13 protein-coding genes are annotated in these 18,896 nt (G+C 40.3%); all 13 read left to right on the top strand.

What is annotated here, in order from left to right; all coding sequences use genetic code 11:
- The first annotated feature begins 129 nt into the window (after positions 1–129).
- The 13 genes from rpoB to BM102_RS11640 all read left to right on the top strand — a co-directional run bounded on the left by rpoB (position 130) and on the right by BM102_RS11640 (position 18,866).
- Positions 130–4,035 (top strand): DNA-directed RNA polymerase subunit beta, encoded by a 3,906-nt coding sequence (gene rpoB, locus BM102_RS11695; protein ID WP_090482198.1) that lies wholly within the window; start codon positions 130–132, stop codon positions 4,033–4,035.
- Between the two features lie 19 nt (positions 4,036–4,054).
- The gene (gene rpoC / locus BM102_RS11690) at positions 4,055–7,726 is read left to right on the top strand and encodes a DNA-directed RNA polymerase subunit beta' (RefSeq protein WP_090482195.1); all 3,672 of its coding nucleotides are present in this window, start codon (positions 4,055–4,057) and stop codon (positions 7,724–7,726) included.
- Between the two features lie 156 nt (positions 7,727–7,882).
- Positions 7,883–8,302 (top strand): 30S ribosomal protein S12, encoded by a 420-nt coding sequence (rpsL, locus tag BM102_RS11685; RefSeq protein ID WP_028234583.1) that lies wholly within the window; start codon positions 7,883–7,885, stop codon positions 8,300–8,302.
- A gap of 149 nt (positions 8,303–8,451) precedes the next feature.
- Positions 8,452–8,922 (top strand): 30S ribosomal protein S7, encoded by a 471-nt coding sequence (gene rpsG / locus BM102_RS11680; RefSeq protein ID WP_033152875.1) that lies wholly within the window; start codon positions 8,452–8,454, stop codon positions 8,920–8,922.
- A 15-nt stretch (positions 8,923–8,937) separates the two neighbouring features.
- Positions 8,938–11,055, top strand: a complete 2,118-nt coding sequence (fusA, locus tag BM102_RS11675; RefSeq protein ID WP_044936376.1) for an elongation factor G — start codon at positions 8,938–8,940, stop codon at positions 11,053–11,055.
- Between the two features lie 108 nt (positions 11,056–11,163).
- Positions 11,164–12,351 (top strand): elongation factor Tu, encoded by a 1,188-nt coding sequence (gene tuf, locus BM102_RS11670; protein WP_015548549.1) that lies wholly within the window; start codon positions 11,164–11,166, stop codon positions 12,349–12,351.
- 473 nt (positions 12,352–12,824) lie between these two features.
- Positions 12,825–13,328: a GrpB family protein gene (locus tag BM102_RS11665; protein ID WP_090482191.1), complete on the top strand. Its 504-nt coding sequence runs from the start codon at positions 12,825–12,827 to the stop codon at positions 13,326–13,328.
- Positions 13,329–13,480: 152 nt separating this feature from the next.
- Positions 13,481–13,618: a hypothetical protein gene (locus BM102_RS14360; protein WP_177194964.1), complete on the top strand. Its 138-nt coding sequence runs from the start codon at positions 13,481–13,483 to the stop codon at positions 13,616–13,618.
- A 314-nt stretch (positions 13,619–13,932) separates the two neighbouring features.
- On the top strand, positions 13,933–14,487 hold the full coding sequence (locus BM102_RS11660) for a hypothetical protein (RefSeq protein WP_143085490.1): 555 nt from the start codon (positions 13,933–13,935) through the stop codon (positions 14,485–14,487).
- Positions 14,488–14,503: 16 nt separating this feature from the next.
- Positions 14,504–15,019, top strand: a complete 516-nt coding sequence (locus BM102_RS11655) for a hypothetical protein (RefSeq protein ID WP_090482186.1) — start codon at positions 14,504–14,506, stop codon at positions 15,017–15,019.
- A 224-nt stretch (positions 15,020–15,243) separates the two neighbouring features.
- Positions 15,244–17,235, top strand: coding sequence for a methyl-accepting chemotaxis protein (locus BM102_RS11650; protein WP_090482183.1), 1,992 nt, complete (start codon positions 15,244–15,246; stop codon positions 17,233–17,235).
- A 14-nt stretch (positions 17,236–17,249) separates the two neighbouring features.
- Positions 17,250–18,233 (top strand): sugar ABC transporter substrate-binding protein, encoded by a 984-nt coding sequence (locus tag BM102_RS11645; RefSeq protein ID WP_090482180.1) that lies wholly within the window; start codon positions 17,250–17,252, stop codon positions 18,231–18,233.
- A 141-nt stretch (positions 18,234–18,374) separates the two neighbouring features.
- The gene (locus BM102_RS11640; protein ID WP_090482177.1) at positions 18,375–18,866 is read left to right on the top strand and encodes a GNAT family N-acetyltransferase; all 492 of its coding nucleotides are present in this window, start codon (positions 18,375–18,377) and stop codon (positions 18,864–18,866) included.
- Positions 18,867–18,896 lie beyond the last annotated feature (30 nt).

Here is an 18,896-nt window from a genome sequence, read left to right as displayed (position 1 = left end):
GGCATAGAATGTAGTTTGCACTATTGTGGTGCAGTGTGTATTTCTATGCTTATTTTTATGCACAGATTTTCACACATTTTATTTGATAAGATTTATCCAAATTTAAATATTATGAGAGGTGGAACGTCAATGGAGAAAAACAGAATACGTCCAGTGAAAGCTGGAAAGAACTTGCGTATGAGTTACTCGAGACAAAAAGAGGTACTTGAAATGCCTAATTTAATCGAGGTCCAGAAGAACAGTTATGACTGGTTCGTTAAGGACGGATTAAAAGAAGCATTTGCTGATATCTCTCCTATTCAGGATAGGGGTAATCAGCTTGAGTTGCACTTTGTTGACTTTACATTGTGCAAGGATGAAGTTAAGTACACCATCCCACAGTGCAAGGAAAGAGATGCAACATACGCAGCACCTTTGAAAGTAAAGGTACGCCTTGTAAACAAGGAGTCCGGAGACATGCAGGAGCATGAAATTTTCATGGGTGATTTACCACTTATGACAGAGACTGGCACATTCGTTATTAATGGAGCAGAGCGTGTTATCGTCAGTCAGCTTGTTCGTTCACCAGGTATCTACTATGCTATCGGTCACGACAAGATTGGTAAGGAGCTCTATTCATGTACAGTAATACCTAACCGAGGTGCATGGTTAGAGTATGAGACAGATTCCAATGACGTTTTCTATGTTCGTGTAGACCGTAACAGAAAAGTACCTGTTACAGTACTTATTCGTGCTCTTGGTTTAGGTACAAACCAGGAAATTATTGATGTATTTGGCGAAGAGCCAAAGATTCTTGCTACATTCGCAAAGGATCCTTCTATTACTGAGAAGAATCCTCAGGGTAGCTACGAAGGAGGCTTACTTGAGTTATATCGTAAGCTTCGTCCAGGCGAGCCACTTGCAAAGGATAGCGCCGAGTCATTAATTCACGGTATGTTCTTTGATCCAAGACGTTACGATCTTGCAAAGGTAGGACGTTATAAATTCAATAAGAAGCTTATGCTTCGCAACCGTATTGCAGGTCAGATTCTTGCAGAGGATGTAGTTGACACTACAACTGGCGAGATTATTGCAAAGGCTGGAGATAAGATTACACTTGAGAAGGCTGATGAGATCCAGAACGCAGCTGTTACTCATGTATTCATCCAGACTGAAACACGCAATGTAAAGGTTCTTTCAAACATGATGGTTGATATCACAAAGTTTGTTGATATCGATGCAGAAGCTCTTGGTATTACTGAGCTTGTATACTATCCAGTATTAGAGAGAATTCTTTCAGAAAACACAACAAAAGAAGATATTGAGGATGCTATTGAGCGTTCAGTAGCTGATTTGATTCCAAAGCACATTACAGTTGAGGATGTATTTGCATCAATCAACTACAATATGCATCTTGAGTACGGCATTGGTAAGGATGACGATATCGATCACCTTGGTAACCGTCGTATTCGTGCTGTTGGTGAGCTTTTACAGAACCAGTACAGAATCGGTTTATCACGTCTCGAGAAGGTTGTACGTGAGCGTATGACAACTCGTGACCTTGAGGATATTTCTCCACAGAACCTCATCAACATCAAGCCTGTTACAGCTGCAATCAAAGAGTTCTTTGGTTCATCACAGTTGTCACAGTTCATGGATCAGAACAACCCACTTGGTGAGTTGACACATAAGAGACGTCTTTCTGCCCTTGGTCCTGGTGGTCTTTCAAGAGATCGTGCCGGATTCGAGGTTCGAGACGTACACTACTCTCACTATGGACGTATGTGCCCTATCGAGACACCTGAAGGACCTAACATCGGTCTTATCAACTCTCTCGCAAGCTATGCTCGTATCAATGAGTATGGTTTTATTGAGGCGCCATACAGACGTATTGATAAAACAGACCCAGAGAATCCTCGCGTAACAGACGAGGTTATCTATATGACAGCAGACGAAGAGGATAACTATCATGTAGCACAGGCTAACGTCAAGCTTGACGCAGAAGGCCACTTCATGAGAAAGAACGTATCTGGTCGTTTCCGTGAGGAGACACAGGAGTACGATAAGACTATGTTTGATTACATGGACGTATCTCCTAAGATGGTATTCTCAGTTGCTACAGCCCTTATTCCATTCCTTCAGAACGATGACCCTACACGTGCCCTCATGGGATCAAACATGCAGCGTCAGGCAGTACCTCTTCTTACTACAGAGGCTCCAGTTGTTGGTACAGGTATGGAACCAAAGACAGCTGTCGATTCAGGTGTCTGCGTAGTTGCTAAGCGCGCTGGTATCGTAGAGATGTCAGAGACAAAGCGTATTATCATCAAGGCTGACGAAGACGGAACAAGAGATGAGTATGATCTTCTTAAGTTCACACGTTCAAACCAGTCTAACTGCTACAATCAGCGTCCAATCGTATTCAAGGGTGACCATGTAGAAGCAGGCGAGGTTATCGCTGATGGTCCTTCTACAAAGAATGGTGAGCTTGCCCTTGGTAAGAACCCTCTTATCGGTTTCATGACATGGGAAGGTTACAACTACGAGGATGCGGTTCTCCTTTCAGAGAGACTTGTACAGGATGATGTTTATACATCTATTCATATTGAAGAGTACGAAATCGATGCTCGTGATACAAAGCTTGGACCAGAGGAAATCACACGTGATGTTGCTGGTGTAGGTGATGACGCACTTAAGGATCTTGACGAGAGCGGTATTATCCGTATCGGTGCTGAGGTTCGTGCAGGTGATATCCTTGTTGGTAAGGTTACACCTAAGGGAGAGACAGAGCGTACTCCAGAAGAAAGACTTCTTCTTGCAATCTTCGGTGAGAAGGCAAGAGAGGTTCGTGATACATCACTTCGTGTTCCACACGGTGCTTATGGTATCGTTGTTGACGCAAAGGTATTTACTCGTGAGAACGGCGATGAGCTTTCTCCAGGTGTTAATAAATCAGTACGTATCTACATCGCTCAGAAGAGAAAAATCGGTGTAGGTGATAAGATGGCTGGTCGTCATGGTAACAAGGGTGTAGTTTCCCGCGTACTTCCAGTAGAAGATATGCCATATCTTCCAAACGGTCGTCCACTTGATATAGTACTTAACCCATTGGGCGTTCCTTCACGTATGAATATCGGTCAGGTCCTTGAGATTCACCTTTCACTTGCTGCAAAGGCACTTGGATTTGACATTGAAACACCAGTATTTGATGGTGCAAATGAAATTGATATCCAGGATACACTTGAGCTTGCAAATGACTATGTTAATATGCCATTTGACAAGGAAGAAGCTACAAACGGCGAAGAGACATTCTACGACAAGTACGTTGATATTCTTCGCGACGATGTTATGGAGTATCTTTCTACAAACCGTGCACATCGTGCACTTTGGAAGGGTGTTCCAATCTCTCGTGATGGTAAGGTACAGCTTCGCGATGGCCGTACAGGTGAGCCATTTGATGGTCCTGTAACAATCGGACACATGCATTACCTTAAGCTTCACCACCTTGTTGATGATAAGATCCATGCTCGTTCAACTGGTCCTTACTCACTTGTTACACAGCAGCCACTCGGTGGTAAAGCACAGTTCGGTGGACAGCGTTTCGGTGAGATGGAAGTTTGGGCTCTTGAGGCTTATGGTGCATCATACACACTTCAGGAAATCCTTACAATGAAGTCTGATGATGTTATCGGTCGTGTTAAGACATACGAAGCTATCATCAAGGGTGAAAACATCCCTGAGCCAGGTATCCCTGAGTCATTCAAGGTATTACTTAAGGAATTACAGTCACTTGGTCTTGATGTTCGTGTTCTCGATGAAAATCGTGAAGAAGTTGAACTTATGGAAACAAGTGAATATGGAAATACAGACCTCAATGCAATCATCGCTGGAAGCGATAGAAACTTTGCCTTCGAGGATGACAATTCATTCGCACAGGCAGGATTCTCTACAAAGAAGTTTGATTCTGATGGAGATCTTGTTGATGATGAAGATGATGCAGCATTTGAAGAAGATGATGATTTTGCAGATGTAGCAGATGATTTTGATGAGGAATAAATAGGAAGGGAGCTAGAAAATGCCAGAGAATAAAGAAGCGACATATCAACCAATAGCATTTGACGCAATACAGATTGGATTGGCTTCACCTGAAAAGATCAGACAGTGGTCTCGTGGCGAAGTTAAAAAGCCAGAGACAATCAACTATCGTACACTGAAGCCTGAAAAGGATGGTCTTTTCTGCGAAAAGATTTTTGGACCTAGCAAGGACTGGGAATGTCACTGCGGAAAGTACAAGAAGATTCGTTATAAGGGTGTAGTTTGTGATCGTTGTGGTGTTGAAATCACAAAGGCAAGCGTTCGTCGTGAGCGTATGGGTCACATTGAACTTGCTGCACCAGTTTCACATATTTGGTATTTCAAGGGTATTCCTTCACGTATGGGACTTATTCTTGATCTTTCACCAAAGACACTTGAGAAGGTTCTCTACTTTGCATCATACATCGTTCTTGATGCAGGAGAGACAGCTCTCATGTATAAGCAGGTTCTTACAGAAGCTGAGTACCAGGAAGCTAGAGAGCAGTATGGTAACGGCTTCAGAGTAGGAATGGGTGCTGAAGCTATCCAGGAGCTTCTCAAGGACATTGACCTTGATGAAGAGGCTACAAAGCTTCAGATTGAATTAGATAACGCTACAGGCCAGAAGCGTTCACGTATCATCAAGAGACTCGAGGTTGTTGAGGCATTCCGTGAGTCAGGAAACAGACCTGAATGGATGATTATGACAGTTATCCCTGTTATTCCACCAGATCTTCGTCCTATGGTACAGCTTGATGGTGGCCGTTTTGCTACATCTGATCTTAACGACTTATATCGTCGTATTATCAATAGAAATAACCGACTTCGTCGACTCTTAGAGCTTGGTGCTCCTGATATCATCGTACGTAACGAAAAGCGTATGCTTCAGGAAGCTGTTGATGCTCTTATCGATAACGGTCGTCGTGGTCGTCCTGTTACAGGTCCTGGTAACAGACCTCTTAAGTCTCTTTCAGACATGCTTAAGGGTAAGTCTGGTCGATTCAGACAGAACCTTCTTGGTAAGCGTGTTGACTACTCAGGTCGTTCAGTTATCGTCGTAGGACCAGAGCTTAAGATTTACCAGTGTGGTCTTCCAAAGGAGATGGCACTTGAGCTCTTCAAGCCTTTCGTTATGAAGGAGCTCGTTGGTAATGGAATGGCTCACAACATTAAATATGCTAAGAAAATGGTAGAGAAGTTTGAGCCAGAGGTTTGGGACATCCTTGAAGATGTCATTAAAGAGCATCCAGTTATGCTTAACCGTGCTCCTACACTTCATAGACTTGGTATTCAGGCTTTCGAGCCAATCCTTGTAGAAGGTAGAGCTATCAAGCTTCATCCACTTGTATGTACAGCTTTCAACGCCGATTTCGATGGTGACCAGATGGCTGTTCACCTTCCACTTACTCAGGAGGCACAGGCTGAATGTAGATTCATGCTTCTTTCACCTAACAACCTCTTGAAGCCTTCAGATGGTGGTCCTGTTGCCGTTCCTTCACAGGATATGGTACTTGGTATTTACTACCTCACACAGGAGCGTGGTAAGTCTGTAGGTGATACTAGAGAAGAGCTTGGCGAAGGCAAAATCTTCAAGAACCTTAGCGAGGCAATTCTTGCATACGAGAACGATGCATTAACAATGCATGCACGTATCACAGTTCGTGTTTCAAAGCAGCATGCTGACGGAACTGTTGTTACAGGTAATGTTTCATCAACACTTGGTAGACTTCTCTTCAACGAGATCATTCCACAGGATCTTGGCTATGTAGATAGAACAAATCCTGAGAACGAGCTTTTGCCAGAGGTAGACTTCCATGTTGGTAAGAAGCAGTTAAAGCAGATTCTTGAAAAAGTTATTAATACACACGGAGCTACAAAGACAGCAGAAGTTCTTGATGATATCAAGGCAATGGGTTACCACTACTCAACAATTGCTGCCATGACAGTTTCAATTTCAGATATGACAGTACCTGCTCAGAAGCCAGAGCTTATTGCTAAGGCTGAGGAGACAGTTGATAAGATTACACGTCAGTATAAGCGTGGTCTTATTACAGAAGAAGAGCGTTATCGTGAAGTAGTTGATACTTGGAAAGAGACTGATGATGAGCTTACTAAGGACCTTCTTGATGGTCTTGATAAGTACAACAACATCTTCATGATGGCTGATTCAGGTGCCCGTGGTTCTGAAAAGCAGATCAAGCAGCTTGCTGGTATGCGTGGTTTGATGGCTGATACAACAGGTAAGACTATCGAGCTTCCTATTAAGTCAAACTTCCGTGAAGGTCTTGATGTACTTGAGTACTTCATGTCAGCTCACGGTGCTCGTAAGGGTCTTTCTGATACAGCTCTTCGTACAGCCGATTCAGGATACTTGACACGTCGAATGGTTGACGTTGCTCAGGAACTTATCGTTCGTGAATCTGACTGTGTTGCTGGTACAAATCGCGAGATTCCAGGTATGTGGGTATACGCATTCATGGATGGTCGTGAAGAAATCGAGTCACTTAAGGATCGTATTACTGGTAGATTCTCATGCTACACAATCTGCGATGCTAAGGGCGAGGTTATCGTTAAGGCTAACCACATGATCACACCTAAGCGTGCAGCTGCAATCATCGAAAAGGGTGTTGATGATAAGGGCAACCCAATCAAGAAAGTTAAGATCAGAAACGTACTTAACTGTCGTTCACACGTTGGTGTTTGTGCTAAGTGCTACGGTGCTAACATGGCATCAGGACGTGCTGTACAGGTTGGTGAAGCAATCGGTATCATCGCTGCTCAGTCAATCGGTGAGCCAGGTACACAGCTTACTATGAGAACATTCCATACTGGTGGTGTTGCTGGTAACGATATTACACAGGGTCTTCCTCGTGTCGAGGAGCTTTTCGAGGCGAGAAAGCCTAAGGGACTTGCAATCATCACAGAGATTGCTGGTACAGTTTCTATCGAAGAAGATTCTAAGACAAAGAAGAGAGAAGTTGTTGTTACAAACTCTGAAACAGGTGATGTAGAGAAGTACTTAATTCCTTACGGATCACGTATCAAGGTTATTTCAGGTCAGGAACTTGAAGCTGGTGATGAGCTTACAGAAGGTTCTGTAAACCCACACGATATCCTTGCAATCAAGGGTAAGTCAGCTGTTCAGGATTACCTCATCCGTGAAGTACAGCGTGTTTACCGTTTACAGGGTGTTGATATCAACGATAAGCATATCGAAGTTCTTTGCCGTCAGATGTTGAAGCGTATCAGAGTTGACGAGGCTGGTGATACAGGATTTATGCCTGGTTCACTTGTAGATTGGCTTGACTTTGAAGAAGCTAACGAGCAGATGGAGGCAGAAGGTAAGGAAGTTGCTACTGGTACACAGGAACTCCTTGGTATCACAAAGGCAGCCCTTGCTACTAACTCATTCCTTTCAGCAGCTTCATTCCAGGAGACAACAAAGGTTCTTACTGATGCAGCTATTAAGGGTAAGGTTGATCCACTTAACGGACTTAAAGAGAACGTTATTATCGGTCGCTTAATCCCTGCTGGTACAGGTATGAAGAGATATTCAAACATTCCTCTTTCAACAGACAATCAGCTTGCAGATGCAGCAATGTCTACAGAAGAGTTCGAAGGCGAAGCTAATGGTGCAGAAGCACTTTCAGATGAGCTTGTAGATGTAGAATAATCAAAATATATAAAAGACCTTGGCATTGCCAGGGTCTTTTTTTCACATTTTTAACCTTGACATAATGAAATTAAGGAAATATAATGTTCTAGCATGCGCTAATAGGATATTTATGCCTATTTTTGCGTAAAGAAATAAATTAGGAGGTAAAAAAGAATGCCAACATTCAACCAGCTAGTTAGAAAAGGTCGTCAGACATCTGTAAAGAAGTCTACAGCACCAGCACTTCAGAGAGGTTATAACTCTCTTAAGAAGAAGCCTACTAACACTTCTTCTCCACAGAAGCGTGGTGTATGTACAGCTGTTAAGACAGCTACACCTAAGAAGCCTAACTCAGCTCTTCGTAAGATTGCCAGAGTTCGTCTTTCAAATGGAATCGAAGTAACATCATACATTCCAGGCGAAGGTCACAATCTTCAGGAGCATAGCGTTGTTTTGATTCGTGGTGGTCGTGTTAAGGATTTACCTGGTACACGTTATCACGTAATCAGAGGTACTCTTGATACAGCCGGCGTTGCAAACCGCAAGCAGGGACGTTCAAAGTACGGCGCTAAGAGACCTAAGGATGCTAAGTAAAATAGCGTAAAGGCTTAGGAAATTTATTGTATATCACAAAAATTTGGTTAATGTTGTTATTTTTTCTCTATAGAATAAATAATGCATGAACACAAGTAAATTTGTGAGTACCGTTGATCTAACAAATTTTAGTTAAGGAGGGAAGTATCGTGCCAAGAAAAGGACATACTCAAAAAAGAGACGTTTTGGCAGATCCTATATACAATAGCAAAGTAGTTACAAAGCTTATCAACAACATCATGCTTGATGGTAAGAAGGGTGTAGCTCAGAAGATTGTATATGGTGCATTTGGCAAAGTCGAGGAAAAGACTGGAAGACCTGCACTTGAGGTTTTCGAGGAAGCTATGAACAACGTTATGCCTGTACTTGAGGTAAAGGCTAGACGTATCGGTGGTGCTACATATCAGGTACCTATCGAAGTAAGACCAGATCGTCGTCAGGCCCTTGGCCTTAGATGGCTCACAATGTTCTCACGTACACGTACAGAGAAGACAATGGAAGAGCGTCTTGCAAACGAGATCATGGATGCAGCTGGAAACACAGGTTCAGCTGTTAAGAGAAAAGAAGAAATGCATAGAATGGCAGAAGCTAATAAGGCATTTGCTCATTACAGATTCTAATAGGAGGGACAAACAGTGGCAGGAAGAGAATATCCACTTGAGCGTACCAGAAATATTGGTATTATGGCTCATATCGATGCCGGAAAGACTACACTTACAGAGCGTATTCTTTACTATACTGGTGTTAACTACAAGATCGGTGATACTCACGAAGGTACTGCAACCATGGACTGGATGGAGCAGGAAGCTGAGAGAGGTATCACAATTACTTCAGCTGCTACAACATGTCACTGGACTGAGCAGGAAAACTGCAAGCCTAAGAAGGGTGCTCTTGAGCACCGTATCAACATCATTGATACACCAGGCCACGTAGACTTTACTGTTGAGGTTGAGCGTTCCCTTCGTGTACTTGATGGCGCCGTTGGTGTCTTCTGTGCAAAGGGTGGCGTTGAGCCACAGTCAGAGAATGTTTGGAGACAGGCTGACACATATAACGTACCAAGAATGGCTTTCATCAATAAGATGGATATCCTTGGTGCAAACTTCTACGGAGCTGTTGATCAGATCCGTGATAGACTTAAGAAGAACGCTATCGTTCTTCAGCTTCCAATCGGTAAGGAAGATGATTTCAAGGGAATTATCGATCTTTTCGAGATGAAAGCATACATCTATAACGATGATAAGGGTGATGATATTTCTATCACAGACATCCCAGCTGATATGGCTGATGATGCTGAGCTTTATCACACAGAACTCGTTGAGAAGATCTGTGAGTTAGATGATGATCTTATGATGGCTTATCTTGAGGGTGAGGAGCCTTCTATCGATGAGCTTAAGGCTGTACTTCGTAAGGCAACTTGCGAATGTAAGGCTATCCCAGTATGCTGTGGATCTGCATATAGAAACAAGGGTGTTCAGAAGCTTCTTGATGCTATCCTTGAGTTCATGCCAGCTCCTACAGACGTACCAGCTATTCAGGGTACAGACTTAGATGGTAACCCAGTTGAGAAGCACTCATCAGATGATGAGCCATTCGCAGCTTTAGCTTTCAAGATTATGGCTGATCCATTCGTTGGAAAGCTCGCATTTATCCGTGTATACTCAGGTACATTGAACTCAGGTTCATACTGCCTTAACGCTACAAAGGATAAGAAGGAGCGTGTTGGTCGTATTCTTCAGATGCACGCTAACAAGCGTACAGAGTTAGACAAGGTTTACTCTGGTGATATCGCAGCTGTTGTAGGTCTTAAGTTTACAACAACTGGTGATACAATCTGCGATGAGCAGCATCCAGTAATCCTTGAGTCTATGGAATTCCCAGAGCCAGTTATCGAGCTTGCTATCGAGCCTAAGACTAAGGCTGGACAGCAGAAGATGGGCGAAGCTCTTGCAAAGCTTGCTGAAGAGGATCCTACATTCCGTCAGCATACTGATCAGGAGACAGGCCAGACAATCATCGCTGGTATGGGTGAGCTTCACCTTGAAATCATCGTTGATCGTCTTCTTAGAGAGTTCAAGGTTGAGGCTAACGTTGGTGCACCTCAGGTTGCATACAAGGAAACATTTACAAAGGCAGTTGATCAGGAATACAAGTATGCTAAGCAGTCTGGTGGACGTGGTCAGTACGGTCATTGTAAGGTTAGATTTACTCCAATGGATGCTAACGCTGAAGAGACATTCAGATTTAAGTCTTCAGTAGTTGGTGGTGCTATTCCTAAGGAATACATCCCATCTGTTGGTGAGGGTATCGAGGAAGCAGCTAAGGCTGGTATCCTTTGCGGATTCCCTGTTCTTGGTGTAGAAGCAGACGTTTACGATGGTTCTTACCATGAAGTCGATTCATCAGAAATGGCATTCCACATTGCAGGTTCAATGTGCTTCAAGGAAGCTATGGCTAAGGCCGCTCCAGTTCTTCTTGAGCCAATCATGAAGGTTGAAGTAACAATGCCTGAGGAATACATGGGTGATGTAATCGGATCACTTAACGCAAAGCGTGGTCAGATCCAGTCAATGGATGACCTTGGCGGCGGCAAGATTGTTAGAGCACTTGTTCCACTTGCAGAGATGTTCGGATACTCAACAGAGCTTCGTTCATCTACACAGGGACGTGGTAACTACTCAATGTTCTTCGAGAAGTATGAGCCAGTACCAAAGAACGTTCAGGAGCAGATCATCTCTAACCACGCAAAATAAAACATAAATAGTTGAAAACTCTCAGTATTTTCGATATAATCGAGATACTGAGAGTATAGAACTAACTTTGCCCAAATAGGGGCAGTATATTAAGGAGGATTTTTAAAAATGGCAAAAGAGCATTTTGACAGAACCAAACCACATTGTAACATCGGTACTATCGGACACGTAGATCACGGTAAAACAACTCTTACAGCAGCTATCACAAAGGTACTTGCTGAGCGTGTTGCTGGTAACGCTAAGGTAGATTTCGAGAACATCGATAAGGCTCCAGAAGAGCGTGAAAGAGGTATCACAATTTCTACAGCTCACGTTGAGTACCAGACAGAGAAGAGACACTATGCACACGTTGACTGCCCAGGCCATGCTGATTATGTAAAGAACATGATCACAGGTGCTGCTCAGATGGATGGCGCTATCCTTGTAGTTGCTGCAACTGATGGTGTTATGGCTCAGACAAAGGAGCACATCCTTCTTTCACGTCAGGTAGGTGTACCTTACATCGTTGTATTCCTTAACAAGTGTGATATGGTTGATGATGAGGAGCTTATCGAGCTCGTAGAGATGGAAGTTACAGAGCAGCTTGAGGAGTATGACTTCAATGATTGTCCAATCATTAAGGGTTCAGCTCTTAAGGCTCTTGAAGATCCAAACGGCGAGTGGGGCGACAAGATCATGGAACTTATGGATACTGTTGATTCTTACATCCCAGATCCACAGCGTGAGACAGATAAGCCATTCCTTATGCCAGTAGAGGACGTATTCACAATCACAGGTCGTGGTACTGTTGCTACAGGTAGAGTAGAGCGTGGTGTTCTTCACCTTAACGACGAACTTGAAATCATCGGTATCAAGGAAGATACACAGAAGACTGTTGTAACTGGTATCGAGATGTTCCGTAAGCTTCTTGATGAGGCTCAGGCTGGTGATAACATCGGTGCACTTCTTCGTGGTGTTAACCGTGACCAGATCCAGCGTGGACAGGTACTTGCTAAGCCAGGTACTGTAACATGCCACACAAAGTTTACAGCTCAGGTTTACGTTCTTACAAAGGATGAAGGTGGTCGTCATACTCCATTCTTCAACAACTATCGTCCACAGTTCTACTTCAGAACAACAGACGTTACAGGTGTTTGCGAGCTTCCAGCAGGTACAGAGATGTGCATGCCTGGCGATAACGTAGAGATGACAATCGAGCTCATCCACCCAATCGCTATGGAGCAGGGTCTTACATTCGCTATCCGTGAGGGTGGTAGAACAGTAGGTTCTGGTCGTGTTGCTACAATCATCGAATAGTCGCGAGTGACGAGAAGCAAATTCTTGATGAAATAACTAAAATGCTCAGCACAAGCTTGCTTGGAGCTGAGCATTTTTTATTTCATAAATGTTTGCGGCGACAGACGCGAACATGAAGATTGCGAAGCAATCTGAATTTGCGAGCGAACGAGCGCTATACTTCTATATTTAGGAGATAAAATGAAAAAATCAATTAAGAATATTAATTGAACAGCCCAACCCAAATAGTAAAATCAAGGCTTCCGAGGATTTCCTCGGGAGCCTTTTTTCATGTGATAATATATTAAATTTCAGATATCGAATGATTGCAGACAATTACAATGAACAGCTAGGAAGCAAAGTTAAAATATATTGAAAAATGAATTGAATGTCTGTATATTATAGACAATGGATGAGCTGTGGAAGCTCGACTCGAGATGCCCACAGTCCAGAGAGTTCATGCGTGAGCTCTCTTTTATAATAAAGGACGAAATATGAGAACAGAGCATGTGATAGTGCTTCCGTATGATAAAAAATGGAAGCAAGATTTTGAAGAAATAAAGAAGGAAATATCAGAGGTTATTGGTTCTTTAGCAATTGCAATAGAGCATGTAGGTAGTACATCTGTTGAAGGGCTAGCAGCGAAGCCAATTATAGATATTGATATAGTGGTTAAGTCTGATGATATTAAAAGAGCAATTGATGGATTAAAAAGTATTGGTTATGTTCATGAAGGTAACTTAGGAATTGAAGGACGTGAGGCATTTACATATGATGGGAAGGAACATCTGCAGATGCATCACTTATATGTATGTCCAGAGGATTCGCCAGAGCTAAAAAGACATCTTGCATTTAGAGATTATTTAAGACGACATAAGGATGCTAGAGTAAAATATGGAAATGCTAAATTGGAGGCAGCAAGTCTATATCCAAATGATATTGATAGATACATTGAGTACAAGTCACCCATAATCGAAGAAATTTATTCAGTAATGTGAATCTATGATGCTATATTGATTCTAAAATATGTAAAAACAAAGATATTAAAATCAAAAACATTGAGAGAATTAAAAAAAGGATTCCTAGATTTTCCTCGGCGGTTATTTTTGTGCCTTGGTAGAATATTTGCATGTCTATGGGAGAAATAGATATGGCAGGTACAATTATTTATTTAGCAATATCATTTTTTGTTTCGCTGATATTTATTATATTGGGGATTCAGCAGTACAAGAGTAAAAAGCCAGTATCAATAAACACTGGAGAAAAACACCAAGCGAAGATGAATTAACTAGTGTCACAGAATGGAATCATAGGCCTGGAAGAAACTTCCTTTCTATGGCTGCATGCTATTTATTTCACTGTTTATGTTTTGTGTTCTTATAAATCAAGATAGTAGTGGTGTGCTTCAAGTTGTTTTTTAATGATAATGTATTTGCAGAGGTAGCTTGGCTAGAGATTGAACATATCATTATGAAAAAGAAAATGATAAAGAAATAAAGTTATATGTTGTATAATAGAAATGCTAGTTTATAGAAAAATCATTAAATATATACATTTGTAAAGTATATAATTCCACATTAATTATTTGAGAAAGGTATGTTGATGGAAGAAAATGATTATATGGTAGCTAATAAAGAAATAGAAGACAAAATTGATAGATATGCAGTTATAGCAAAAGCTGCCCCTTGGATTGGTTTATTTGTGCCAGTGACTATAGTGAGTTTAGTGTGCCCAGATCGTAGTGTACAGTCGATGACTGCAATAGTAGGCTCTCTTATTGGATTAGCTATTTCATATATTGTACGTGTACAAGCAAAATTATATCTAAAAAAAGAATTAACTTTGGAAAATAGTATAAGAAGAGTTATAAATGATGAAGCGGAAGTATTATTTACAATAATTTGTACTCAATATTATTTTGAGAATGGTTTAAAGGAATTAAAGATGCCAAATGTGGTTCTTATAGATTGGGAAATGTTTTGCAAGCAATATGCAGAAAAAAAGCTATCAGATCATGCAAACGCTATTTATAATGAAATCATGTTATCTCCTGGTGCAATGATGGAAATAGTAAAATTATGTTTGAGAAGACGAAAAAATGTTTATTATAGTTATGAGATAACAGAGGAATATAAAAATATTAGTCCTTATTATTGATAAAAGGTAATTGGTCATGGTTATAGTTTATATTTATATAGGCTTAATGGGGCTTGCATTTTTTACTGTTATTTTACAGAATATACAAAAAATAACGGATAAAAGACCCATCGGAAATGATAATATGAATCTGAATAAGATAATGAAAAAATATTATCGTTTTATGATATTGTCTTCTGCTGTAGAAAATAACGATTACTATATTGTGAAGGCGGAGCGGATAATTGCGAAATACAGTAATATCTATGAATACAATGTAATACATGAATTATTAAAATACTATGCAAAACAATATCATTTAAGTGATGGTGAGATAAGAACGATTTCAGATGATTTATTTTTTTATAATCTAAACAAAGCTGCTTTGGAATATGTAAGAAGTCGTAAAGATAATATGAAAGAAGCTTATAAGATGATTCCGTCAGAAATTGCTAGAAGAGAATATGAAGACTTTGATTATATGATGCGTACAGGTTGTACAGATGTTGAAAAATTGTATTATACTTTTTCAATGATTATGAATTCATTGTAAGTTAAAGATAGTTAATGGTACTGTTTTGGTACCCCAAATTATAAAGTTATGCCCTTCGAGGAATTTTCCTCGGAGGGCTTTTTTTATTGATAAATATACATATTTACATCAAAGAGACACAGAAAATTAATAATATTTGTGTATCATAAGAACTAGAATCAAGGAATATGCAATATCATTATTAAATATATTGTGATATAAGAATAATTTTGAAGGAGGGGGCAATGGAAGGGCTTAAAAAAACAAAACGAAGAGGTTCCATCAAGTTTAATCTTCTAGTTATTATTATTCCAATAGTAGCGGTTATGATGATTGGCTTAGTGTTAATCTCATATCAGATTTCTTCTAATAGTTTAAGGAAGGAAGCTGAGGAATTATTACAGACATCCATTAGAAGCCAGAAAAGCGATATTGAGGCATGGATGAAGGATAATTTGGATTCTTTCAAAATCTTTAAAAACACAATAGAAAGTACTACTCCAGATGAGGAAAGATTAAAACTGATATTGGATGGTACAGTGGGCTATAACAGTACTTTTGCTGACGGATTCTATATTGGAACAAGCGATGGCCGTTTAATCACTGGTGCCGGCTCATCAAAGACAGAAAGTAACGTCAGAGAATCTAACTGGTACAAGGAAGGTTCTACGCGAATCAACATGGCATATGGCGAACCATATGTTAATAATGATGGCGTAAATGTAATAAGTGCTACAGGTATGCTTAATTTTGGAGAAGGAATTAGTGTACTTGGCGCTGATGTAACATTGGATAGAATAACAGTTATTGTAAATTCCAACGTTGAAATGGAAAACGCTGAGACATTCCTGGTAGAGTCAACAACTGGAACAATTATCAGTAATAGAGATTCAACAAAGGTAGGCGCAAATATCGCAGACTATAGCTCGGATAAGTTCTATAGTGGTGTAGCTGATTCGATTAATTCTGCAGATTTATCTACAAAAGAAATCAATGGAAATATGACAGCATTTTGTGAGGTAAGTGGTACAGATTGGATCCTTGTTTCCTTTGTCCCTTCAAATACTATTCTGAACGATGTTAGAACATTAGGAAAAATACTTGCAGTTCTGGCAGCTGTTGGAATAATTGTATTGATTGTATTAATCGAGAGAACAGTACATATCTTAATTAATCCTGTAAATAAGCTTTCAGGAGTAATCAATACAATGACAAATGGTGACTTCACAATGGAAGTTGAAGTCAAAGGAAATAATGAAATTACATCAATGTCAGAGGGAATCAGAGATTTCGCTGGAACTATGCAGGGTCTGATAAGCAAGATTGGAAATATTGCAGTTAATCTTAATAATCAGGCAGATGAAAGTAATTCAGTATCAAGAGAAATGTATGATGCTTCCAAATTGCAAGAAACATCTATGCAGGGCTTGAATGAAACTGTTGATGGATTGGCAAGCTCAATCAATGAAATCGCCAACAGTGCAACAACTCTTGCAATGGTTGTAACAGATACTAGAACAAATGGCGAAAGCGTAAGCGAGCAAATGACAGAAACTGTATCTGTAGCAAACAAGGGTCAGAAGGACATGGAAAAAGTCAGTGATGCAATGAGCAATATCATTTCATCAATTAATGACTTGCAGAATGCTATTAACGACGTAGGAACAGCATCTAATGAAATTACAGAAATTGTTAAATTAATTGGTAGTATCGCGGAAGAGACAAATCTTCTTTCATTAAACGCATCTATTGAAGCAGCTAGAGCTGGTGAAACAGGAAAAGGATTTGCAGTTGTTGCAAACGAAATTGGTAAGCTAGCTCAGACAAGTACAAATTCAGTTCAGCAGATTACAGAACTTGTTTACGGAATTGATAATCTTGTAAAAGATGCTGAAAAGAAGGCAGAAGAAAGTGTTAAGAGTATTGATGAGAGTAGCGAATATATTAACAATGCCGTTGATACATTCTCATTAATTTACCAGAACATTCAGCAGACTAATGAAATGGTTGCTGACATGATAGAGAAAGTAGGTGAAGTAGATGCAGTAGCAACTGATGTAGCTGCAATTTCAGAGGAGCAGGCAGCAAGTGCCGATATTATCCTATCTACATCAGAAGAAATTGTTAAACAGTCATCTAAGCTGACAAGCAACAGTGAGAAGGTCGCTAAGGAATCTGAGATGCTAGCATCAACCTCAGTTGAATTAGACAAACAAGTACACCAGTTTAAGATTTAATGGAGGTAATCGAGATGAGAAAGAAAATATTATCACTAATTTTGTTAGTTACAGTATGCATCTCTGGTTGTGGATTATCTTCTTCAAAAGGCAGTTCATCTGGCGGTGGTGGTGTAAAAATACTGTTTACATATTCGCAGGAAGAAGGAAATGCATTTAGAGATACATTAGCTGAAGGAGCCCAGGAATATGCATCGAGCGTTGGTGCTACAGTAGATTGTGATTATGCAGAGAATTCTCTGGAGAAGCAGATAGAATCTATAAAGTCGGCCCAAAGCAATGGTTATGATGCAATAATGTGTATAGCAGAGGATGCAACTACTGCTAGACAATTAGAGGCAGCAGCTGGGGACTTACCTATCATCTTCTGTAATAATGCACCTGATGATGCCACTTTAAAAGAGGATAAGTATATTTATTGCGCTTCAGATGAAGGTGTAGCCGGACAGCTTCAGGCAGAGTATATCTTAAATATGTTTTCATCAAAGGATGAAATCAATGTATTATTATTGAAGGGCCTTGATGGACATTCTGCAACAGTAGGAAGAACTAAAACATTAAAGGAAGGCCTTAATGCCAGTGGTAAAAAGATAAACTATGTATTCGAAGACTTTGCTGATTTTGATACAAATACTGCAAGACAATATGTAAACTTTGCAGTAAGCAAAGGCATACAATTTGACATAATAGTTTGCAATAATGATGCCATGGCAAGAGGTGCAATCCAAGCGTGTCAGGATAATAATATTAATCTTAGTGATATGCCAATTTTAGGTGTTGATGCTACACAGGATGGTTGCCAGGCTATTATAGACGGAGAGATGGTATTTACAGTATATCAGCCAGCAGCACCACAGGGAGCTGAGGCAGCAAAGGCGGCAATAGAACTTGCAAATGGCGGATCCATTAGTGATTTTGATACAATTTCAAGCGATAAATTACATCTTTGGGTTCCATTTGAAAGTGTTGATGCATCGAATGCAAAAGACTATCTATAAATATTAGGAAAAAGCTTGACTATTCAAGGATATAGATGTATACTTCCACAAAATAGTAAAGGTGTCTGCTAATAAGGCGGACACCTTTATTTCATATCATTTGATATGACAATATTATATTTACAACAGGAGGATACACTTATGGAACTAATTAGAGTACAGGATTCAGACTACAAAAAGTCTTACGAGTTGTTTATGACATTTGAGGCAGATGAGAATGGCTTCTTGAATCCGGTATATGGCTACGATTATGACAAATTCCTTGAATGGATAGAGATAAAAAGAGACTGGTCCATGGGAAAGAATCTTCCTGAAGGATTTGTGCCAGATACTACATTTGTTTTAGAGGATGAGGATAAGTATGTGGCAATCTTTAACCTTAGACATTGTTTGAACGATGCTCTTAGGGAAGGCCCAGGCCACATTGGTTATGGCGTAGGAAGAGCATATAGAGGCAAGGGATATGCTACAAAGGGATTAAAGCTAGCCCTTGAGGAAGCTAGAAAGAAGGATATACAAGAGGTTTATTTATCAGTAAACAAAGACAACACACCAAGTCTTAAAGCACAGCTTGCAAACGGAGCATATATACATCATGAAGATGATACAAAATATTACACAAGAATAAGCTAAATAAATGATATAATTGCCATAGAAAATCAT

Origin of the sequence: Pseudobutyrivibrio sp. JW11, assembly GCF_900115355.1 — a bacterium.
Lineage (GTDB): Bacteria > Bacillota > Clostridia > Lachnospirales > Lachnospiraceae > Pseudobutyrivibrio > Pseudobutyrivibrio ruminis.
This window is presented reverse-complemented; position numbering and strand designations above follow the sequence as displayed.